The following is a 20670-nucleotide window of genomic DNA, read 5'->3' as shown; positions in this document are numbered from 1 at the left end:
CTTTCAGATCGATTCGCAGGCAAGCCCGCTCCCACAGAGAAAGCGCTCAACCTGTGGGAGCGGGCTTGCCCGCAAATGACTCGACTCGGTTTTGAGCCCGAATCAGCCCTTGAGCACCCGCGCCAACGTCGACTTCACCTTGCCCATGCCGTCGTGCAACGCCTGTTCGATTTCAGCCATGGTAATCACTTCAGTGGTCTTGCCCGCTGCCGGATTCACCACCAGCGACAAGCAGGCGTAATCCAGATCCAGTTCGCGAGCCAGCGCCGCTTCCGGCATGCCGGTCATGCCGACGATGTCGCAGCCGTCACGCTCCAGTCGTACGATCTCGGCCACGGTTTCCAGACGCGGGCCCTGAGTGCAAGCGTAAACGCCTTGATCGCTGTACTCGCAACCTTCGGCAGCCAATGCAGCAATCAGTTGCTGACGCAGCGGTTCGCTGTAGGGAAAGCTGAAGTCGATGTGTGTGACATGTTCCAGGTCATCGGCGAAATAGGTGTGCTCACGACCACTGGTGTAGTCCACGATCTGATGCGGTACGCAGAAATGTCCGGTGCCCATTGCAGGATGAATACCGCCCACGGCATTGACCGCGATGATCGCCTCGGCCCCGGCCTGCTTCAACGCCCACAGGTTGGCGCGGTAATTGACTTTGTGTGGTGGAAAGCGATGCGGATGGCCGTGGCGAGCGAGGAACAGCACTTCCTTGCCGGCGTATTCACCAATCTGAACCTCGGCCGATGGCGCGCCATAAGGCGTATCCACCGTCAGCGACTGACGAATGCTCAGGCCTTCCAGCTGGGTCAGGCCAGTGCCGCCGATGATTGCGTAAACCGTCATAGCGAAAAAATCCTTAATCGATCAGTTGAGCGTCTTTGAGCGCGCCGACAGCGGTCAGCCAGCGCGGATCCTGACGGTATTCGGTGCTGGCGAACGCCTGACCGCGCATGCGCGCGATACGCGGCGACGGCTTGACCTTCATGCGCTGCGCGGCGCTAAGGGCCAGCTCGGCGGCCGCGCGGTCATTGCAAACCAGACCCATGTCGCAACCGGCACTCAGCGCCGCCTCGATACGACTGGCAGCATCGCCGACCACATGCGCGCCAGCCATCGACAGATCATCGCTAAAGATCACGCCGTCGAACTGCAACTCGCCACGCAGGATGTCCTGCAACCAGCGCCGGGAGAATCCGGCGGGCTGTGCGTCGACTTGCGGATAAATAACGTGGGCCGGCATGACGGCGGCCAAATGCTTGCTGAGCCTGGCGAACGGCACGAGGTCGTTGGCGCGGATCTCTTCAAGACTACGCTCGTCGTTGGGGATTGCGACGTGGGAATCGGCTTCCGCCCAGCCATGGCCGGGAAAATGCTTGCCGGTGGCGGCCATGCCGGCGCTGTTCATGCCTTTTATAAACGCACCGGCGAGCAGCGCGGCGCGCTCCGGATCGCCTTCGAATGAACGGGTACCGACGACGGCACTGCGCTGGTAATCCAGATCCAGCACCGGCGCGAAGCTCAAGTCGAGGCCAACCGCCAGAACCTCAGTAGCCATGATCCAGCCGCATTGCTCGGCCAGGTATTCGGCATTTGGATTGTCAGCGATGGCGCGCATGGCCGGCAGGCGTACGAAGCCCTGACGCAGACGCTGGACGCGGCCGCCTTCCTGATCCACCGCCAATAGCAAGTCCGGACGAATGGCACGGATTGCCGCGCTCAGCTCGCGCACCTGGCGCGGATGCTCGATATTGCGGGCGAAAATGATCAAGCCGCCCACTTCGCGCTGGCGCAACAATTGGCGATCTTCGGCCGTCAGCCAGGTACCGGCGACGTCCACCATCAACGAGCCTTGCAGGCCAGCAGTCATAGAAATTCCTTGAAAACGAAAAACCCGTCTCCCACAAAATCACCGCCAGAGGCATGGCCCGGCGGATCGGTGATTTCAATGAGAAACGGGTTCAGGACGAGAGTCGACATGGGCGGCTAGCTTAGCGGATGTCAGCTGCCGCGCCCACCCATGGACGGTTAAACCTTGGCAGGTGTCGGCGCAGACTTGCTGCGTGGTCGCAACTGCGCGGTAGCCATTGCAGTGTCAGTGACGCCGGTTTCGGCACGCATGCCGGCTGCCAGGAACGGCACCATCAGACGCATCACCTGCTCGATGGAAGTGTTGACACCGAAATCGGTCTCGGCAATCGCGCGCAAGGCCTTGATCCCCGACATGCTGAATGCTGCGGCACCGAGCATGAAGTGCACGCGCCAGAACAGTTCGATCGGAGGAATACGCGGGGCAGCTTCGTTTACCAGCAACATGTAGCGACGGAAAACCTTTCCGTACATGTCTTCCAGATACCGACGCAAGTGGCCTTGACTCTGACTGAATGCAAGCCCCAGCAAACGCATGAAAATCGACAGATCGTTGCCGCTGCGTGGCTGTACCACCAGTGCTTGCTCGACGAGGATTTCCAGCAGCTCTTCGAGCGAAGGCTTGTTCTCTGGCTTGGCCTGGCGGCGTTCCAGCTCTTTGTCGAGGCTGATGCAGAACGGACCGAGGAAGCGCGAGAAAACCGCCTGAATCAGCGCCTTCTTCGACCCAAAGTGATAGTTCACCGCAGCGAGGTTGACCCCTGCCTTGCTGGTGATCAGACGCAATGAGGTTTCAGCGAAACCTTTTTCCGCGAACAGCTGTTCTGCAGCATCAAGAATGCGTTCAACGGTTTCCGACTGGGCCATGGCTACTCCGCCTGACAAACACTTGTTTGAAACATACGTTTCAGCCTATGCCTTGTCAAGCCTGCCAGTTCGTTTTGGGAATGGTCGGTCAGATATTTAACCACAACAAGGACGCCACATTAATCAGCGTCGTCACTGACCGTCCGGCGGCATGGCAAAAAAGGATCATTGCCAAGCCCGCTTCACTGTATATAATCCCAGTCACTGTATAAAAAGACAGAGCGATCAATATGCTTAAGCTGACGCCACGCCAAGCCGAGATTCTGGCCTTTATCAAACGCTGCCTCGAAGACAACGGCTACCCGCCGACCCGCGCGGAAATCGCTCAGGAACTGGGTTTCAAATCGCCGAACGCGGCAGAAGAGCACCTCAAGGCGCTCGCCCGCAAAGGCGCGATCGAGATGACACCAGGCGCCTCTCGCGGTATTCGCATTCCCGGCTTCGAAGCCAAGGTCGACGAATCCACCCTGCCGATCATCGGCCGAGTGGCTGCCGGTGCGCCGATTCTTGCCCAGCAACACATCGAAGAATCCTGCAACATCAATCCGGCCTTCTTTCATCCGCGCGCCGACTATCTGTTGCGCGTCCATGGCATGAGCATGAAGGACATCGGCATTTTCGACGGTGACCTGCTGGCGGTTCACACCACCCGCGAGGCACGCAACGGTCAGATCGTGGTTGCACGGATCGGCGACGAAGTCACCGTCAAACGCTTCAAGCGTGACGGCAGCAAAGTCTGGCTGATTGCCGAAAACCCCGAGTTTGCCCCTATCGAAGTCAACCTGAAAGACCAGGAACTGGTCATCGAAGGCTTGAGTGTCGGCGTCATCCGCCGCTAAAGGAGGCTTTATGCAGTTCCCACACGCACCTCAGCAAACACAACTGCCGTTGTTCGAAGCGTTTCTGGGGCAACCGCTCGCCCCCATCCTCAAGGATGTCGTCGAACGTCCGTGGAATACCGAACCCGAAGCCTTCAGCGAGCTTTCACTGCGCGGCGCGGCCGGGAACTGCCTGAGCCTGCTGGCCCCGATTCTTCGCGAACTGAGCGACGATCAGGACGCACGCTGGCTGACCCTGATTGCACCGCCTGCCAGCCTGACCCAGACTTGGCTGCGGGATGCCGGATTGAATCGCGAACGCATCCTGCTGTTACAACCCCGTGGCGCTCAAAGCGCTCAGCAACTGGCCTGTGAAGCATTACGCCTGGGTCGCAGCCACACGGTCGTCACATGGTTGAATCCACTGAGCGCAGGCGCACGGCAACAGTTGATCAGCGCCGCCCGCACCGGTGACGCTCAAAGCCTGAATATTCGCTTGGGGTGATTCAGCAACAACGCGCGCCACGTAAAGCGTAGGGCTTCTCCAAGGATAGAGAAGCCGATCTGTAGCAGTAACTGACAGACAGCAGATCAGTGAAGAACGCGCGGTCCCTCATCCTTGTCGAATTCGCCTTCAACCATACGCCCCGCCATTTGCACACCGACGCTCAACATCGCCTTGGCAATTTCAACGTGCTGGCCCTGCAGAAACGCCTTGGCATCCTCGGAGAAATCCAGAGTCACCAGAGAACCCTCGTCCTCAGCCCTGCGCAGTTCGATTCGGCCGTCTGGTAGCTCGACAATTTCTAGAAAGGACGTTGGCATATAGGTCTGTTCTCCACGAAAGGCAGGGATTATATAGACATCATTCAGGCTTCGCTCGGGATCTTGACCAGCAGCACGCCTCTCGTCGCCGCCAGTCCAGAGCCCCTCAGCACTCGTTCAAGCCTTCACGGAAGCGGATCGCCAGCCCCTTGAGGTTCTGCCGCCAGCTCTCGAGCTCTTCGCGGCTCAGCTCTTCAACTGCCTCTTCCTCATCCAGACTCACCGCCTGAATCAACGGCTGCGTCACATCACCTTTCGGTTTATGTGGAACCCGAGGAGGCTGAAACAGCGCCGAGTGCGCAGCCAGCAATTTAGCCAGCCAGGTCTCTGAATTGCTTGCCAGCTCAATCATCTCTGCCAGCTCAGGGATGGCAATCGACTCCAGCACTTCACGGGTCAACAAGGCTTCCGCCCGCGACGCATTGGCTTGCGGCAGACGATAGAAGCCCGCGATTTCATGACACAACCCCAACAATGCACCATAGAGATGAAACAGTGCGGACTCGCGCCCGGCCTGAATCAGCGCCAGCGAATTCATCGCCCGCCCCTCTTCGGCCCTGGCCAGCGCTTCCAGCGACAAACCCGCGAAATAGATCTTCTGATTGGTACGGGTATAGAGTTCGTGGGCCATGTCGGCACTCTCCACAACGAAATAATTGCTTCACACAGGCCGGACAGTGTCATGGATCAGCCGATCCGACCGCAAGCATTAAACAAAAAGGCCGCATGAAAACCCGAAGGTTGTCATGCGGCCTTTTGAATTGAAGATGCCCGATCAGCGCACCTTCAGTTCAGCGTTTGCTCAAGCCTTGGCTTTTGCCGGACGCTTGTCTTCGACCGTCCACTTGCCACCATCGAAGAACGCTTTCCAGCCTGTTGGCTTGCCGTCGACTTCGGTCTGAACGTATTGTTCCTTGGTCTTGCGGCTGTAGCGGATCACGGCTGGCAAGCCATCCGGATCCTTCTGCGGCGCTTCGCACAGGAAGTGGTACTTCGGATCGATTTCGTCCTTGTGCGGCAGAATCTCGATCACCAGCGGAGCACGGGTCTCGCGGTTTTTCGGGAACTGGCTGGCCGCCAGGAACAGGCCGGACGCACCGTCGCGCAGAATGTAGGTGTCATTGACCTTCTCGCATTTCAGCTCGGGCATCTTCACCGGATCCATCTTCGGCGGCGCCGCATCACCGCTTTTCAGCAGTTTGCGGGTGTTCTTGCACGTCGGGTTGGTACAACCGAAGAACTTGCCGAAACGGCCGGTCTTGAGCTGCATCTCGCTGCCGCACTTGTCGCATTCCAGGCTCGGGCCTTCGTAGCCCTTGATGCGATAGCTGCCTTCTTCGATTTCGTAGCCGGCGCAATCCGGGTTGTTACCGCAGATGTGCAGCTTGCGTTTCTCGTCGAGCAGGTAGGCGTCCATTGCTGTACTGCAGATCGGGCAACGATGCTTGCCGCGCAGTACCAGGGATTCCGACTCACCCTCGTCATCCGCAGCGATTTCATCGCCCGGCACCAGGTTGACGGTGGCCTTGCAGCGCTCTTTCGGCGGCAGGCTGTAACCCGAGCAGCCGAGGAACACGCCAGTCGACGCAGTACGAATCTGCATCGGACGGCCGCAGGTGGTGCACGGAATATCGGTCATCACCGGCTGGTTGGCACGCATGCCGGCTTCCGGATTCTCCGCCACTTCAAGTTTTTTCTTGAAGTCGCCGTAGAACTCGTCCAGCACGTTCTTCCAATCGCGCTCGCCCTGCGCCACGTCATCGAGGTTCTCTTCCATGCCGGCGGTGAAACCGTAGTCCATGAGGTTCGAGAAGCTTTCAGACAGACGCTCGGTAACGATATCGCCCATCTTTTCCGAATAGAAACGACGGTTGTGCAGGGTCACATAGCCGCGATCCTGAATGGTCGAGATGATCGCTGCGTAAGTCGAAGGACGACCGATGCCGCGCTTTTCCATTTCCTTCACCAGGCTGGCTTCCGAATAACGGGCCGGCGGCTTGGTGAAGTGCTGGGACGGATCGAGCTTGATCAGCTTCATCACGTCGCCCTGCGCCATGTCCGGCAGAACGTCATCGTCACCAGGCTTGGTGATTTGCGGCAGCACGCGGGTGTAACCATCGAACTTCAGAATGCGGCCCTTGGCGCGCAGCTCGAAGTCGCCGGCAGCGACGCTGACGGTGGTCGACAGGTATTGCGCCGGCAGCATCTGGCAAGCCAGGAACTGGCGCCAGATCAGCTCGTAAAGGCGCTCAGCGTCGCGCTCCATGCCGGCCAGCTTGGCTGGCGTGGTGTTGGCGTCAGATGGACGAATCGCTTCGTGAGCCTCTTGTGCGCCTTCCTTGCTGCTGTAGACGTTCGGCGACTCCGGCAGGTATTTCTTGCCGAACTCGGTTTCGATGTAATCGCGCGCCATCGCCACGGCATCGGCCGAGAGGTTGGTCGAGTCGGTACGCATATAGGTGATGTAGCCGGCTTCGTAGAGACGCTGGGCCATCATCATGGTTTTCTTCACACCGAAGCCCAGCCGATTGCTCGCGGCCTGCTGCAGTGTGGAAGTAATGAACGGTGCCGACGGCTTGCTGCTGGTCGGTTTGTCTTCACGCTTGACGATGCTGTAGCTCGAGGACTTGAGCTTCTCCAGCGCGGCCGTCGCCTGCGCTTCGTTCAACGGCTTGAAGGCTTCGCCTTTCTCGCGAGCGACTTCGAAACGCACGGTCGAACCTTTGGCAGTGCCAAGGTCGGCATGTACTTCCCAGTACTCTTCCGGGTTGAACGCGCGGATCTCACGCTCACGCTCGACCACCAGTTTCACGGCAACCGATTGCACGCGACCGGCGGACAGGCCACGGGCGATCTTCGCCCACAACAGCGGCGAGACCATGTAGCCGACGACGCGGTCGAGGAAGCGACGAGCCTGCTGTGCATTCACTCGATCGATGTCGAGTTCGCCCGGCTCCGAGAAGGCTTCCTGAATCGCCTTCTTGGTGATTTCGTTGAACACCACACGCTTGTAGCGGCTGTCATCACCACCGATGGCTTCGCGCAGGTGCCAGGCAATGGCTTCCCCCTCGCGATCCAAGTCGGTTGCGAGATAGATGGTGTCAGCATCCTTGGCGAGCCGGCGCAGCTCTTCGATGACTTTTTCCTTGCCCGGGAGGATCTCGTACTTGGCTTTCCAGCCGTGCTCGGGATCGACGCCCATGCGCGAGACCAGCTGCTTGCGTGCCTTCTCTTTCGGCGACAGCGCTGGCGCTTCGCCCGCAGCAGCCTTGCCGCGCTTGGCGGCTGGCTCCTTGCTGGCGCTAGCCGAACCGCTGGTGGGCAGGTCTCGGATATGGCCGATACTCGACTTCACCACGTATTGGTTGCCCAGATACTTGTTGATGGTCTTGGCCTTAGCCGGGGATTCCACAATGACCAGCGATTTGCCCATGGATCAGAAAATTCCTGAATTCTAGAAGTGAAAGGCGGTTGGCGCCTGACGCGGCACCGCTATATATAGTGGCTACAAGGTGAGGTCAAGCGCAGGGTTTTGCGCGCACTCGCCTTACGGCTTCGAAAAAAGGCTCGGTTCGGCTTGCACCAAAGCAAAGCGTGGGACCTGCTCCCCGTCAACCTCGACCGACTCCAGGAACATGCTCAAGGGACGTACCCAGAAGCCGTAATCGCCATACAGGGCTTGGTAAAAGACCACTTCTTCTTCGGTCTCGGAATGCCGCGCGACACTGAATACGCGGTACTGCGGACCTTTGTAATGTTGGTAGAGCCCAGGTTGTATCGGCATGCTTCGGCCCTCACTCAAATTTTTTCAAAATAAAAACAAAAATAAATCCGCAAAAACAAAAACCGGGGCACTTGGCCCCGGCTTCCATCGACGAGACGCTTAAACGCGTTCGAAGACGGTGGAAATGCCCTGGCCGAGGCCAATGCACATGGTGGACACCCCGAAGGTGCCGCCATTCTGCTTCATCACATTCAGCAAGGTGCCGGAAATACGGGCACCGGAGCAACCGAACGGATGACCCAGGGCGATCGCGCCGCCGTGCAGGTTAACCTTCTCATTCATCTTGTCGAGCACTTTCAGGTCTTTCAGCACTGGCAGGGCCTGTGCGGCAAACGCTTCGTTGAGCTCGAAGAAGTCGATATCGTTGATACCCAGGCCCGCACGTTTCAGTGCTTTCTGAGTTGCCGGTACCGGACCATAACCCATGATGGCCGGGTCGACACCAGCTACCGCCATCGAACGAATCACCGCCATAGGCTGGATGCCCAGGTCCTGTGCACGCTGTGCCGACATCACGATCATGCACGAAGCACCATCGGTGATCTGCGATGAAGTACCAGCAGTCACGGTGCCGCCCTTTGGATTGAACGCCGGCTTGAGAGCCGCCAGACTTTCCAGGGTGGTTTCCGGACGAATGGTTTCGTCGTAGTCGAAGGTTTTCAGGAAACCGTTCTCGTCGTAACCCTGCATCGGGATGATTTCGTCCTTGAACTTGCCTTCCACAGTCGCCTTGTGGGCCAACTGATGGGAACGCACGCCAAAGGCGTCCTGCTGTTCGCGAGTGATGCCGTGCATTTTGCCCAGCATTTCGGCGGTCAGGCCCATCATGCCCGAGGCTTTCGCCGCGTACAGGGACATGTGCGGGTTCGGATCGACACCGTGCATCATGCTCACGTGACCCATATGCTCGACGCCGCCAACCACGAAAACGTCACCGTTGCCGGTCATGATCGCTTGCGCAGCGGTGTGCAGGGCGCTCATCGACGACCCACACAGACGGCTGACGGTCTGGCCGGCCGAAGTGTGCGGGATCTGGGTCATCAGCGACGCCATGCGCGCGATGTTCCAGCCCTGCTCCAGGGTCTGGTTCACACAGCCCCAGATCACGTCCTCGACTTCTGCAGGATCGACCTTGGTGTTGCGTTCCAGCAGCTTGCTGATCAGGTGCGCCGACATGTCTTCAGCGCGGGTGTTGCGGTGCATGCCGCCCTTGGAGCGGCCCATCGGAGTACGACCGAAGTCGACAATCACGACGTCTCTAGGATTCAAGCTCATAAGTTCACTCTCACTCTAGTTGGGGGCGCTTAACCGAAGAAGCTCTGGCCGTTCTTGGCCATTTCGCGCAGCTTCGCGGTCGGGTGGTACAGCGCGCCCAAATCAGCGTACTGGTCGGCCAGGGCAACGAACTCGGCAACACCGATCGAGTCGATGTAGCGCAGCGCACCGCCACGGAATGGAGGGAAACCAATACCGTAAACCAGACCCATGTCGGCTTCGGCGGCGGTTTCGACGATGCCGTCTTCCAGGCAACGCACGGTTTCCAGGCACAGCGGGATCATCATCCAGTTGATGATGTCTTCGTCAGTGACTTCTCGCTGCTCGTAGATGATCGGCTTGAGCACTTCCAGCACCGACGGATCGGCGACTTTCTTCTGCTTGCCTTTCTTGTCGGCCTCGTAGGCATAGAAGCCCTTGCCGTTCTTCTGGCCCAGACGCTTGGCTTCGTAAAGCACGTCGATGGCCGAGCGACGGTCGTCCTTCATGCGATCCGGGAAGCCTTCGGCCATCACGTCACGACCATGGTGACCGGTGTCGATGCCGACCACGTCCATCAGGTACGCCGGGCCCATCGGCCAGCCGAATTTTTCCATGATCTTGTCGATACGGACGAAGTCCACACCGGCGCTGACCAGCTTGGCGAAACCACCAAAGTACGGGAACAGTACGCGGTTGACCAGGAAGCCCGGGCAGTCGTTGACGACGATCGGGTTCTTGCCCATTTTCTTGGCGTAGGCAACGGTGGTGGCAATCGCCTGCTCGCTGGACTTCTCGCCGCGGATCACTTCCACCAGCGGCATCATGTGCACCGGGTTGAAGAAGTGCATGCCGACGAAGTTTTCCGGACGCTTGAGCGCCTTGGCCAGCAGGCTGATGGAAATGGTCGAGGTGTTGGACGCGAGGATGGTGTCCTCTTTGACCTTCTCTTCGACTTCCGCCAGAACGGCTTGCTTGACCTTCGGATTCTCGACCACGGCTTCAACAACCAGGTCGACGTGCCCGAAATCGCCGTAGGACAGGGTCGGACGAATGCCGTTGAGCACTTCAGCCATTTTCGCGGCGGTCATGCGGCCTTTATCAACGCGGCCAACCAGCAGCTTGGCGGCTTCAGCCAGACCTTGCTCGATGCCGTGCTCGTTGATGTCCTTCATCAGGATCGGCGTACCTTTGGAAGCCGACTGATAGGCGATACCGCCACCCATGATGCCGGCGCCCAGTACGGCAGCCTGCTTCACGTCCTTGGCGATTTCGTCGTAGGCCTTGGCCTTTTTCTTCAGCTCCTGATCGTTCAGGAACAGACCGATCAAACTCTGCGCGGCAGAGGTCTTGGCCAGCTTCACGAAACCTGCTGCTTCGACTTCCAGCGCCTTGTCGCGGCCGAAGTTCGCGGCTTTCTGGATGGTCTTGATCGCTTCAACCGGGGCCGGGTAGTTCGGACCCGCCTGGCCAGCCACGAAACCTTTGGCAGTTTCGAAGGCCATCATTTGTTCAATGGCGTTCAGCTTGAGCTTTTCCAGCTTAGGCTGGCGCTTGGCCTTAAAGTCGAACTCGCCGGAGACGGCGCGCTTGATCAGCTCAAAGGCGGCATCGTGCAGTTTTTCAGGAGCAACCACGGCATCGACGGCGCCGACCTTCAGCGCGTCCTCAGGACGGTTTTCCTTGCCGGCGGCAATCCACTCGATGGCGTTGTCGGCACCGATCAGGCGCGGCAGACGAACGGTACCACCGAAGCCCGGGTAGATGCCCAGCTTGACTTCCGGCAGACCGATCTTGGCCTTGGTCGACATGACGCGGTAGTCCGCTGCCAGGCACATTTCCAGACCGCCACCCAGGGCGATGCCGTTGATCGCGGCTACGGTCGGAACGTTGAGGTCTTCGAAATCGCTGAAGATCTTGTTGGCTTCGAGATTGCCAGCAACCAGCTCGGCATCCGGCAGCTTGAAGTTGTCGACAAATTCGGTGATGTCGGCGCCGACGATGAACACGTCCTTGCCACTGCTGACGATCACGCCCTTGATCGAAGCATCTGCCTTGATGGTGTCTACGGCCTGACGCAGTTCGTTCAGGGTAAGACGGTTGAACTTGTTGACGGACTCACCCTTGAGGTCGAATTTCAATTCGACGATGCCACTTTCAAGAGCTTTAACCGTGATGGCTTTACCTTCGTAAATCATCAACTGATCTCCACGATATGGAAGCTGAACAGTACACGTCGGACGCAGGCAAATGGCTCGGCAGGACGTTTTCTCGTCGATGCTGACACCCATCCACCCGGCACACCCGCCAACGCGATAGTCGGGATTCTGTAGGAGCAGTCTGCAATACAAACGCTCAATTCATACGCCCGTTTGATTTGGGTACGCCACCTTCACGGAATTTCCGACAATTGTCAATCGCCCAAAATACGGGTTGAAATGCGACTTTGCGGTCATTTCCGTAGGACGCAGCCCGGCCACACACGCTCGCATGTGAGGGCATTCATAAGATTAATAGTTAGAAAATTCGCCCTAATTCACCGCAAGCCTTGTTTAACAGGCTACGCTGGCTGGACTACGAAGGAAAACAGGCGCACGTTTGCTGACCGGATCACACCGGATCAACGCCAAAAAGAATTTCCGGCCTGCCTGGCCAACCCCGCCCGATGAATCATGTCGGGCTTTTTATTGCGCGTCTGCCAGACGTTTCGCACCGTTGCAGCGCGAAAAGTCCGCGAGTCATGCCAGCGCTTTGAGCGTTGCATCGATTTCCAGCAAAACCGACGCGTCACCCTTCTCGCCCCAATAGAGCGCAATCATCTGCTTGTCGGCTTCGACCTTGAAAACGTTGCCCGGCAATTTTTCGAAATGATTCATCAGCAGCGGATCTTCACAGACTTCCTGCCACTGATTGACCCACACGCCCGGAGATTTCTGCCAATAGGTCCAGCACACCGGCTGCTTGCCGCGCCGTGGCCGATGGTATTGCGCACACGGGTTTGGCGGCTCCTGGCTCAGCCAATGTGGCCACTCCTGCGGCGCCAGTTGCATGGCCAGCCCGATACGTCGGGCCTCCGTGCGCAAGGCTATCCGTCCACTTTGTGCACGGGACGGACGCAACCACGCCAGCGGACTCAACACCACCAGCAGGATTGACACCACCAGCCAGACCGTCATATCTCTACTCCCGAATTTGAACGAGCCCATTGCGTCACTTTGGAACCAATGCGCTTGAAACCAGCCATACTTAACAATATTGATCCCTCACGAGGAGCACCTCATGCCCTACCACCATATTCTGGTCGCCGTAGATCTGACCGAAGAGTGCGACCCTGTGATCCACCGCGCCCGAGAGCTGTCGGTGAGCAATGGCGCCAAGCTGTCGCTGGTGCATATCGTCGAACCGATGGCCATGGCCTTTGGTGGCGACGTGCCGATGGATCTGTCACAACTGCAACAACAGCAGTTCGATCAAGCCAAGGAACGCCTGGAACGCCTGAAACACAAGTACACCGAGCTCGAAGGCGCCAACTGCCACCTGACCTACGGCCAGCCGCGCCAGGAGATCCACCACTTCGCCAAGGAACAGGGCTGCGACCTGATCGTGGTCGGCAGCCACGGCCGACACGGTCTGGCACTGCTGCTGGGTTCGACCGCCAATGACGTGCTGCACGGCGCACCTTGCGACGTGCTGGCGGTGCATCTGGTCAAACGCTGATCCCACTCACTTATGAAAAACCAAAAAAGCCCGGCGCCCATCACTGGACGCCGGGCTTTTTAATGCCTGGAAACAATCAGGCGTCCAGCTCGGCCCAACGCTCCACCAGCGCATCCAGCTCAGCCTGCATCTGCTCCAGGGAGGCAATCACCTTGGCCGTCTCGGCTGGCGGGCGCTGGTAGAAGCCAGCTTCAGCCATTTCAGCCTCAACAGCAGCAATCTGCTGCTCCTTGGCGTCGATGTCTCCCGGCAAGGCTTCCAGCTCGCGCTGAAGCTTGTAGCTCAGCTTCTTCTTCGCAGCAGGAGCCGCAGCAACCGGTGCGGCAACCGGAGCCGGTTCGGCAGTGACTACCGCCGAGTTCAGGTCGGCCTTGCCGGATTTGCTTTCGGTCACGCCCAGCAGGCGCGGCGAACCGCCCTGACGGATCCAGTCCTGATAGCCACCGACGTATTCGCGAACCTTGCCCTCGCCTTCGAAGACCAGGGTGCTGGTCACTACGTTGTCGAGGAATGCCCGGTCGTGGCTGACCATCAGTACGGTGCCGTTGAAAGTCAGCAGCACCTCTTCGAGCAACTCGAGGGTTTCCACGTCGAGGTCGTTGGTCGGTTCGTCGAGTACCAGCAGGTTCGCCGGCTTGCTGAACAGTTTGGCCAGCAAAAGACGCGCACGCTCGCCACCGGACAACGCCTTCACCGGCGTGCGGGCACGCTGCGGGCTGAAGAGGAAGTCGCCGAGATAGCTCAGCACGTGGCGGCTCTGGCCATTGATATCGATGAAATCGCGACCTTCGGCGACGTTGTCGACCACGGTTTTTTCCAGATCCAGCTGATGGCGCAACTGGTCGAAGTAGGCCACGTCGATCTTGGTGCCCTCCTCCACTTTGCCGCTGGTCGGTTGCAGACCGCTGAGCATCAGTTTCAGCAGGGTGGTCTTGCCGGTGCCGTTGGCGCCGAGCAGGCCGATGCGATCGCCGCGCTGCAGCACCATGGAGAAATCGCGGATCAGGAACGGACCGCCCGGGTGGGCGAAGCTCACGTTATCCAGCACCATCACCTGCTTGCCGGACTTCTCCGCTGTTTCGAGCTGGATGTTGGCCTTGCCGGTGCGCTCACGTCGCTCGCTGCGTTCGACACGCAGGGCCTTCAGCGCACGCACGCGGCCTTCGTTACGGGTACGACGGGCCTTGATGCCCTGACGAATCCATACTTCTTCCTGAGCCAGACGCTTGTCGAACAGCGCGTTGGCGGTTTCTTCAGCGGCCAGCTCGGCTTCCTTGTGCACCAGGAAACTGGCGTAGTCGCCGTTCCAGTCGATCAGGCCACCGCGATCCAGTTCGAGGATGCGGGTAGCAAGGTTTTGCAGGAAGGAACGGTCGTGCGTGATGAACAGTACGGCGCCCTGGAAATCCTTCAGCGCTTCTTCGAGCCAGGCGATCGCACCGATGTCCAGGTGGTTGGTCGGTTCGTCGAGCAGCAGCAGATCCGGCTCGGACACCAGCGCCTGCGCCAGCAGCACGCGACGACGCCAGCCGCCGGACAACTCGGCGAGGGTCTTGTCGGCCGGCAGTTGCAAACGGCTCAGGGTGCTGTCGACCAGGGTCTGCAGGCGCCAGCCGTCACGGGCTTCGAGATCGTGCTGGACGTGCATCAGTTTTTCCAGATCAGCGTCGGTGACGATGTTCTGGCTCAGATGATGGTATTCGGCAAGCAGTGCACCCACGCCGTCGAGGCCTTCGGCCACCACATCGAACACTGTCCGCTCGTCGGCCACCGGCAATTCCTGCGGCAATTCACCGATTTTAAGACCGGGGGCACGCCACACCGAGCCGTCATCGGGCTTCTGGTCGCCCTTGACCAGTTTCATCATGCTGGATTTGCCAGTGCCGTTGCGGCCGATGATGCACACCCGCTCACCACGGGCGATCTGCCAGGACACCTTGTCCAACAACGGCATCGCGCCGAATGCAAGGGACACATCGCTGAATTTGAGCAGGGTCATGAGCTTCTCCAAAAACCGGGCGCGCATTCTACCTGAATCGGGACCCGAGCAGGCCGGCAATTTCGCCGCTGACGCACTCTGCACAACAATTGTTGCGAACTTGTGCTGCAAGGCCGGCAAAGCTTTCGCCCCTTGCTGGCAAAAGGCTAAGCTACAGGCAATTCAGTGCAGGTTTAGGGCCGGCACTTGTCATGATTTCTCTGCCCGGATGTCTCATGCGCAGTCGCCTCTTCAGTGTTTTGTCATGTTTGCTGCTTTCCGCCGCTGCCGTTCAATCCGCCCAGGCGGTGGACCTGTCCACCCAACGCCAGTATTACGATGAAGCCAAGCGCGCCCTCGCCAAGGGCGACACCGGCCCGTATTTCCGTTACAGCCAGGCTCTGGCCGACTATCCGCTGGAGCCATACCTGGCTTATGACGAGCTGACCGCCCGGCTGAAAACCGCCAGCAACGCGGAGATCGAAAAATTCCTGGCCGAACACGGTGACCTGCCCCAAGCCAACTGGATGAAGTTGCGCTGGCTGCGTTGGCTGGCCGATCGCGGCGACTGGGCGACGTTCGTCAAGTATTACGACCCCAAACTGAATTTCACCGAACTGGACTGCCTGAACGCGCAGTACCAGATCAGCCACGACAAGAAGGCCGAGGGCTATGCCAACGCCGAGAAGCTGTGGCTGACCGGCAAATCCCAACCCGCCGCCTGCGATGCGTTGTTTGGCATGTGGGCCGCCGAAGGTCAGCTGACCGAGCAGAAACGCTGGGAACGCGCCAAACTCGCCGCCCAGCACCGCAACTATCCGCTGGCCAACAGCCTGGTCAACGGCCTGACCACCCTCGCCCCGCGTGGCCGCCTGCTGGTGGATGTGGCGCAAAAACCGGAACTGCTCAACCAGCCGTCGAGATTCACGCCAGCCGATGAGCCGATGTCGGACGTGGTCAGCCTCGGCCTGCGCCGCCTCGCGCGCCAGGACCCGGACAAGGCCATGGCCCTGCTCGACGGATATGCCAGCAGCATGCATTTCTCCCGCGATGAAAAAGTCGCGATCGCACGGGAAATCGGTCTGACTCTGGCCCGCCGCTTCGACAGCCGCGCGCTGGATGTGATGACCAAGTACGACCCGGAACTGCGCGACAACACCGTGTCCGAATGGCGCCTGCGCCTGCTGCTGCGTCTGGCGCGCTGGGACGACGCCTATCAACTGACCCGCCGTCTACCGCAGGATCTGGCCACCACCAACCGCTGGCGTTACTGGCAGGCCCGCAGTCTGGAACTGGCGCAACCGAAAAACCCGGAAGCGCAGACGCTGTACAAGAATCTGTCGCGGGAGCGTGATTTCTACGGCTTCCTCGCCGCCGACCGCTCGCAATCGCCGTATTCGCTGAACAACAAACCGCTGGTGCTCAGTCAGGCGCTGATCAACAAGGTGCGCAACACCCCCGGCGTGCGCCGCGCACTGGAGTTCCACGCCCGTGGGCAGATCGTCGACGGACGTCGCGAGTGGTACCACGTCAGCCGGCATTTCAACCGTGACGAAATGGTCGCCCAGGCCAAACTGGCCTACGACCTGAAATGGTACTTCCCGGCCATCCGCACCATCAGTCAGGCGCAGTACTGGGACGACCTGGACATCCGTTTCCCGATGGCCCACCGCGACACCCTGGTACGCGAAGCCAAGGTGCGCGGCCTGCATTCCAGCTGGGTATTCGCCATCACCCGTCAGGAAAGTGCGTTCATGGACGATGCCCGTTCCAGCGTCGGCGCCAGCGGCCTGATGCAACTGATGCCCGGCACCGCCAAGGAAACCGCGCGCAAGTTCAGCATTCCATTGGCCTCGCCGCAGCAGGTGCTCGATCCGGATAAAAACATCCAGCTCGGCGCCGCCTACCTGAGCCAGGTGCACAGCCAGTTCAACGGCAACCGCGTGCTCGCCTCCGCCGCCTACAACGCCGGCCCCGGCCGCGTGCGTCAGTGGCTGCGCGGTGCCGACCACCTGAGCTTCGATGTGTGGGTGGAAAGCATCCCGTTCGACGAAACCCGCCAGTACGTGCAGAACGTGCTGTCCTACTCGGTGATATACGGTCAGAAACTCAACTCGCCGCAACCGCTGGTGGATTGGCATGAGCGGTATTTCGACGATCAGTGATTGAAGCTCGTATCGCCGATAGATCAACGTAAACAAAAATGCCCGCATCGAGAGATGCGGGCATTTTTATTGCGCCTTTGAACCTTCCGTCACATCAACTTTGCAACTGCCGCGCTGCCAAGATCGGTCAATCGATACTTTTGTGTCGGACTGTTTGGCGTTTCGGGAACTGTCATTTCAATCATTCCATCGGCCAGCGCAGGATTAAGGTAGTTGGCCCGGAAGGTTGCCTTGTGCAACAAGTCCATTTCAGCCATCAACTAGCTGATTCTCAGTGACCGACCTCGAAGAACACGCAAGAGCTTCGCTACTGGGTCGCTTACTAGGTCGGTAGAAGGCTCGCTTTCGATAGCCTCACGCAACGCCAGATTCAACGCATTCAACATGTACTCCACGAACGGTGTTGACTCTGCCAGTCGGTCAGCGGCCGACAACGCCGCATAGTAATCATCCTGCTGCTCACGAATCACCGCCTCAACGGGCAAATACGCCAACACCGGCCGCCACTGGCTGAGGATCAACGTTTGCCAGAGCCGTCCCATTCGCCCGTTGCCATTAGCGAAAGGATGGATGAACTCGAACTCATAGTGGAAAACACAACTGGTAATCAACGGATGCCAGTCCGAAGCATCGAGCCACGCCAGCAAGTCGTCCACCAATTGGGCAATCCGGCTCGGCGGCGGCGCCATGTGGACCAGTTGCTCACCTCGATAGATACCGACACCTGCTCGCCGAAAGCGCCCACTCTCGTCAATCAGCCCCTGCATCAAAAGCTCGTGAGCGCGCAGCAAATCGGATCGATTACCGGGTTTCCAGTCAATCAGGCATTCATAAGCGGCAAAAGCATTGCGCACTTCCTGAATTTCTCGAGGCAAACCCAGCACCCGTTGCCCGGCCAATACAGCAGTCACCTGCTCGACGCTGAGCGTGTTGTTTTCAATTGCCAGAGAAGCCTGGATCGTTCGAATACGATTCCCACGACGCAACTGGGGTGTCTGTCGCCCGCTGTCGGCAGCCGAAAGCCGACCGATCTGCTCACTGATCTCCGCGATCAGTCCGAGCATTCGAGGCGTCAGGGTCAATGGGGGCTGGTAGCGGCTCATATCCCTTCCGAAGGCATCTCAATGTTCGCCATAGTGCCCGATGCCATCGAGCTTGGCAGCCTTATTCAATGTGTTTTCTGACCATCACTGAACTGCAACGCCGCCAACCGCGCATACAGCGGATTACTGGCAATCAACTCCTGATGCGTGCCGATCGCCACCAGTTTTCCCTGATCCATCACCGCGATCCGATCGGCGTTTTTCACTGTGGCCAACCGGTGGGCGATGACCAGTGTGGTGCGGTTTTGCATCAGGCTCGGCAGCGCTTGCTGGATCAGATGTTCGCTCTGGGCATCGAGGGCGCTGGTGGCTTCGTCGAGCAGCAGGATCGGCGCGTCGACCAGCAGCGCCCGGGCGATGGCCAGACGCTGGCGTTGTCCGCCTGACAGGCCGAGGCCGCCGTCACCCAGATGGGTCTGGTAACCGTCGGGCATTTGTTCGATGAAGTCGTGGGCATAAGCGATTTTCGCAGCTTCTTGGACCTGCTCCAGCGTGGCGGTCGGGCAGCCGTAACGGATGTTCTCTTCAACACTGCCGAAGAACAGCGCCGGGGTTTGCGAGACCAGCGCGAAGCAGCGACGCAGGTCCAGCGGATCAAGGCTCGTCAGCGGCACGCCGTCAATCAGGATCCGTCCTTCCCGGGGATCGTAGAAACGCAGCAGCAAGTCATACACCGTGGACTTGCCCGCGCCGGACGGGCCCACGAGGGCGAGGGTTTCGCCGGCGTTGATCGTCAGACTCAAGCCATCGACGGCAAGGTTTTCGGGACGCGAAGGGTAGGAAAAACGCACATCCTGCAGTTCCAGCTCACCTTTGACCCGCTCCGGCAGCGTCACCAATCCCGTGGTCGGTGGCTGGATGATGTTCTCCGAGCGCAGCAATTCGGCGATGCGCTCGGCAGCGCCGGCCGCTCGCTGCAACTCGCCAATCACTTCGCTCAAAGTACCAAAAGCACTACCGACGATCAGGCTGTAGAAAACGAACGCTGCCAGTTCACCCGCAGAAATCCGCCCGGCAATCACGTCCATACCGCCGACCCACAACATTACCGCAACGGCGCCGAGGACCAGCACGATGACCAGAGTGATCAGCCAGGCTCGCTGGAAAATCCGTTTGCGTGCGGTTTCGAACGCCTGCTCGACGGTGCTGGCGAAACGCTGTTCGTCCTGCACCTGATGGTTGTAGGCCTGCACGGTCTTGATCTGGCCGAGGGTCTCAGAAACGTAGCTGCCAATGTCAGCGATCCGGTCCTGACTCAGCCGGGAGAGGTTACGCACGCGGCGGCCGAAGATCAGGATCGGCGCAATCACCAGCGGCAGCGCGATCACCACGATGCTAGTGAGTTTGGCGTTGGTGATAAACAGCAGCACCACACCGCCAATGACCATCAGCAAATTACGCAGGAACAGTGACAGCGACGAGCCGATCACCGATTGCAGCAACGTGGTGTCAGCGGTCAGCCGCGACTGGATTTCCGAGCTGCGGTTGTCCTCGTAAAACCCGGGATGCAGGTACACCAGATGGTTGAACACCTGCCGACGGATGTCCGCCACCACGCGCTCACCGATCCAGGACACCAGATAAAACCGCGCAAAGGTGCCGAGCGCCAGGCCGAAAACCAGCAGCATGAACAGGCCGATGGATTGGTTGAGCAAGTGCGGCGACTGGGTCATGAAACCCTGATCGACCAGCAACTTGATGCCCTGCCCCATCGACAGGGTGATGCCCGCCGTGACGATCAGTGCGAGCAGTGCGCCGAATGCCGGCCAGCGATAGGGCGTAAGGAAATGAATGGTCAGGCGCAGGGCCCGGCGGTGGCGCGAGGAGAGCATCGGGATCATTCAGGTTCACGTCGTGTGCTGATGGATAGGGCCGGCCTACAGAGTCAAATGGGGTGGAACTCTGCAAATCACAATGAGTCAGGTTAATTATGACCGGCAAGACTACCCCCTAGAGGCTATTGGTCTAAGGTCCGGGTTGAGACGGACGGTCATTTCTGTTTGAGTGGAGATGCCGTTCCGGACCGACCGCAGGGAGTTGTCACAGCCTGGTCACCTGACGGATTTAACTTAGGCGCACAACCTGATGAGGAGACAGGCCATGTCCTTGCAAAACAGCAGCGATGACAAGATTGAAGTGATCCGCACCAAGCCCGGCCAACCTCTGGGTTGCTCGATCATCGACGAAAACGGGCGTGAAATTGAGATCACTGAAGACATGATCCAGGACGCATGCCGCGAACTGGAACAGCGATTGGTCAAGCCTGCCGAACAAAAGTGATATCGCCACCGTCTTC

At 59.2% G+C, this 20670-nt stretch carries 17 protein-coding genes and 1 pseudogene; 5 read left to right on the top strand and 13 right to left on the bottom strand.

The features are described from left to right. Positions 1-102 precede the first annotated feature (102 nt). The 3 genes from MKZ87_RS21340 to MKZ87_RS21330 form a co-directional block, all read right to left on the bottom strand. Positions 103-840 carry an S-methyl-5'-thioinosine phosphorylase gene (locus MKZ87_RS21340; protein ID WP_085704556.1) on the bottom strand — a complete coding sequence of 246 codons (738 nt, stop codon included), beginning with the start codon at positions 838-840 and terminating at the stop codon, positions 103-105. A gap of 13 nt (positions 841-853) precedes the next feature. After that, positions 854-1864, bottom strand: a complete 1011-nt coding sequence (nagZ, locus tag MKZ87_RS21335; RefSeq protein WP_085704554.1) for a beta-N-acetylhexosaminidase — start codon at positions 1862-1864, stop codon at positions 854-856. A 158-nt stretch (positions 1865-2022) separates the two neighbouring features. Continuing rightward, positions 2023-2730, bottom strand: coding sequence for a TetR/AcrR family transcriptional regulator (locus MKZ87_RS21330; protein WP_085686822.1), 708 nt, complete (start codon positions 2728-2730; stop codon positions 2023-2025). A 230-nt stretch (positions 2731-2960) separates the two neighbouring features. Between MKZ87_RS21330 and lexA the strand changes: the two genes are divergently transcribed. Further along, positions 2961-3569: a transcriptional repressor LexA gene (lexA, locus tag MKZ87_RS21325; RefSeq protein ID WP_007953044.1), complete on the top strand. Its 609-nt coding sequence runs from the start codon at positions 2961-2963 to the stop codon at positions 3567-3569. 10 nt (positions 3570-3579) lie between these two features. Next, positions 3580-4053 carry an SOS-induced cell division inhibitor SulA gene (gene sulA / locus MKZ87_RS21320; protein ID WP_085700507.1) on the top strand — a complete coding sequence of 158 codons (474 nt, stop codon included), beginning with the start codon at positions 3580-3582 and terminating at the stop codon, positions 4051-4053. Between the two features lie 86 nt (positions 4054-4139). Here sulA and MKZ87_RS21315 read toward each other — a convergent pair whose 3' ends face one another. The 7 genes from MKZ87_RS21315 to MKZ87_RS21285 all read right to left on the bottom strand — a co-directional run bounded on the left by MKZ87_RS21315 (position 4140) and on the right by MKZ87_RS21285 (position 12587). Further along, on the bottom strand, positions 4140-4373 hold the full coding sequence (locus MKZ87_RS21315; protein WP_007953047.1) for a hypothetical protein: 234 nt from the start codon (positions 4371-4373) through the stop codon (positions 4140-4142). Positions 4374-4479: 106 nt separating this feature from the next. Next, on the bottom strand, positions 4480-5004 hold the full coding sequence (locus tag MKZ87_RS21310) for a DUF6586 family protein (protein WP_085700508.1): 525 nt from the start codon (positions 5002-5004) through the stop codon (positions 4480-4482). A gap of 171 nt (positions 5005-5175) precedes the next feature. After that, positions 5176-7806, bottom strand: coding sequence for a type I DNA topoisomerase (gene topA / locus MKZ87_RS21305; protein WP_007953057.1), 2631 nt, complete (start codon positions 7804-7806; stop codon positions 5176-5178). A 114-nt stretch (positions 7807-7920) separates the two neighbouring features. After that, complete coding sequence (locus MKZ87_RS21300) at positions 7921-8157, bottom strand: DUF1653 domain-containing protein (RefSeq protein WP_007953059.1); 237 nt, start codon at positions 8155-8157, stop codon at positions 7921-7923. Between the two features lie 99 nt (positions 8158-8256). Then, positions 8257-9432, bottom strand: a complete 1176-nt coding sequence (fadA, locus tag MKZ87_RS21295) for an acetyl-CoA C-acyltransferase FadA (protein WP_085700510.1) — start codon at positions 9430-9432, stop codon at positions 8257-8259. A 29-nt stretch (positions 9433-9461) separates the two neighbouring features. Further along, positions 9462-11609, bottom strand: a complete 2148-nt coding sequence (fadB, locus tag MKZ87_RS21290; RefSeq protein ID WP_266201934.1) for a fatty acid oxidation complex subunit alpha FadB — start codon at positions 11607-11609, stop codon at positions 9462-9464. Between the two features lie 540 nt (positions 11610-12149). Further along, positions 12150-12587 (bottom strand): hypothetical protein, encoded by a 438-nt coding sequence (locus MKZ87_RS21285; protein ID WP_085700512.1) that lies wholly within the window; start codon positions 12585-12587, stop codon positions 12150-12152. 103 nt (positions 12588-12690) lie between these two features. Here MKZ87_RS21285 and MKZ87_RS21280 point away from each other — a divergent pair, with 103 nt between their 5' ends. After that, positions 12691-13128, top strand: coding sequence for a universal stress protein (locus tag MKZ87_RS21280; protein WP_085700513.1), 438 nt, complete (start codon positions 12691-12693; stop codon positions 13126-13128). 76 nt (positions 13129-13204) lie between these two features. On the opposite strand, the gene MKZ87_RS21275 is transcribed toward MKZ87_RS21280, so the two are convergent. After that, complete coding sequence (locus tag MKZ87_RS21275; RefSeq protein WP_085704550.1) at positions 13205-15127, bottom strand: ATP-binding cassette domain-containing protein; 1923 nt, start codon at positions 15125-15127, stop codon at positions 13205-13207. Between the two features lie 215 nt (positions 15128-15342). Between MKZ87_RS21275 and MKZ87_RS21270 the strand changes: the two genes are divergently transcribed. Further along, the gene (locus MKZ87_RS21270; RefSeq protein ID WP_085704548.1) at positions 15343-17271 is read left to right on the top strand and encodes a transglycosylase SLT domain-containing protein; all 1929 of its coding nucleotides are present in this window, start codon (positions 15343-15345) and stop codon (positions 17269-17271) included. An 89-nt stretch (positions 17272-17360) separates the two neighbouring features. Here the strand turns inward: MKZ87_RS21270 and MKZ87_RS21265 are convergent. Together MKZ87_RS21265 and MKZ87_RS21260 are read right to left on the bottom strand one after the other, a co-directional pair. Beyond that, positions 17361-18374: pseudogene (locus MKZ87_RS21265) on the bottom strand (Fic family protein). A gap of 65 nt (positions 18375-18439) precedes the next feature. After that, positions 18440-20215, bottom strand: a complete 1776-nt coding sequence (locus MKZ87_RS21260; RefSeq protein ID WP_170929777.1) for an ABC transporter transmembrane domain-containing protein — start codon at positions 20213-20215, stop codon at positions 18440-18442. Positions 20216-20474: 259 nt separating this feature from the next. Between MKZ87_RS21260 and MKZ87_RS21255 the strand changes: the two genes are divergently transcribed. Then, a complete protein-coding gene (locus MKZ87_RS21255) occupies positions 20475-20654 on the top strand; it encodes a PA1571 family protein (RefSeq protein WP_085613114.1) in 180 nt (59 codons plus the stop codon). The last annotated feature ends 16 nt before the right edge of the window (positions 20655-20670 follow it).

The sequence above is a fragment of the Pseudomonas sp. MCal1 genome, from assembly GCF_026341415.1.
Lineage (GTDB): Bacteria > Pseudomonadota > Gammaproteobacteria > Pseudomonadales > Pseudomonadaceae > Aquipseudomonas.
This window is presented reverse-complemented; position numbering and strand designations above follow the sequence as displayed.

Excerpts from the sequence above, each read along its gene's own strand:
- nagZ (WP_085704554.1), bottom strand. The coding sequence starts at position 1,864 with ATGACTGCTGGCCTGCAAGGCTCGTTGATGGTGGACGTCGCCGGTACC.
- MKZ87_RS21270 (WP_085704548.1), top strand. The coding sequence starts at position 15,343 with ATGCGCAGTCGCCTCTTCAGTGTTTTGTCATGTTTGCTGCTTTCCGCC.
- lexA (WP_007953044.1), top strand. The coding sequence starts at position 2,961 with ATGCTTAAGCTGACGCCACGCCAAGCCGAGATTCTGGCCTTTATCAAA.
- topA (WP_007953057.1), bottom strand. The coding sequence starts at position 7,806 with ATGGGCAAATCGCTGGTCATTGTGGAATCCCCGGCTAAGGCCAAGACC.
- MKZ87_RS21315 (WP_007953047.1), bottom strand. The coding sequence starts at position 4,373 with ATGCCAACGTCCTTTCTAGAAATTGTCGAGCTACCAGACGGCCGAATC.
- fadA (WP_085700510.1), bottom strand. The coding sequence starts at position 9,432 with ATGAGCTTGAATCCTAGAGACGTCGTGATTGTCGACTTCGGTCGTACT.
- MKZ87_RS21255 (WP_085613114.1), top strand. The coding sequence starts at position 20,475 with ATGTCCTTGCAAAACAGCAGCGATGACAAGATTGAAGTGATCCGCACC.
- MKZ87_RS21300 (WP_007953059.1), bottom strand. The coding sequence starts at position 8,157 with ATGCCGATACAACCTGGGCTCTACCAACATTACAAAGGTCCGCAGTAC.
- MKZ87_RS21340 (WP_085704556.1), bottom strand. The coding sequence starts at position 840 with ATGACGGTTTACGCAATCATCGGCGGCACTGGCCTGACCCAGCTGGAA.
- MKZ87_RS21285 (WP_085700512.1), bottom strand. The coding sequence starts at position 12,587 with ATGACGGTCTGGCTGGTGGTGTCAATCCTGCTGGTGGTGTTGAGTCCG.
- fadB (WP_266201934.1), bottom strand. The coding sequence starts at position 11,609 with ATGATTTACGAAGGTAAAGCCATCACGGTTAAAGCTCTTGAAAGTGGC.
- sulA (WP_085700507.1), top strand. The coding sequence starts at position 3,580 with ATGCAGTTCCCACACGCACCTCAGCAAACACAACTGCCGTTGTTCGAA.
- MKZ87_RS21310 (WP_085700508.1), bottom strand. The coding sequence starts at position 5,004 with ATGGCCCACGAACTCTATACCCGTACCAATCAGAAGATCTATTTCGCG.
- MKZ87_RS21280 (WP_085700513.1), top strand. The coding sequence starts at position 12,691 with ATGCCCTACCACCATATTCTGGTCGCCGTAGATCTGACCGAAGAGTGC.
- MKZ87_RS21260 (WP_170929777.1), bottom strand. The coding sequence starts at position 20,215 with ATGATCCCGATGCTCTCCTCGCGCCACCGCCGGGCCCTGCGCCTGACC.
- MKZ87_RS21330 (WP_085686822.1), bottom strand. The coding sequence starts at position 2,730 with ATGGCCCAGTCGGAAACCGTTGAACGCATTCTTGATGCTGCAGAACAG.
- MKZ87_RS21275 (WP_085704550.1), bottom strand. The coding sequence starts at position 15,127 with ATGACCCTGCTCAAATTCAGCGATGTGTCCCTTGCATTCGGCGCGATG.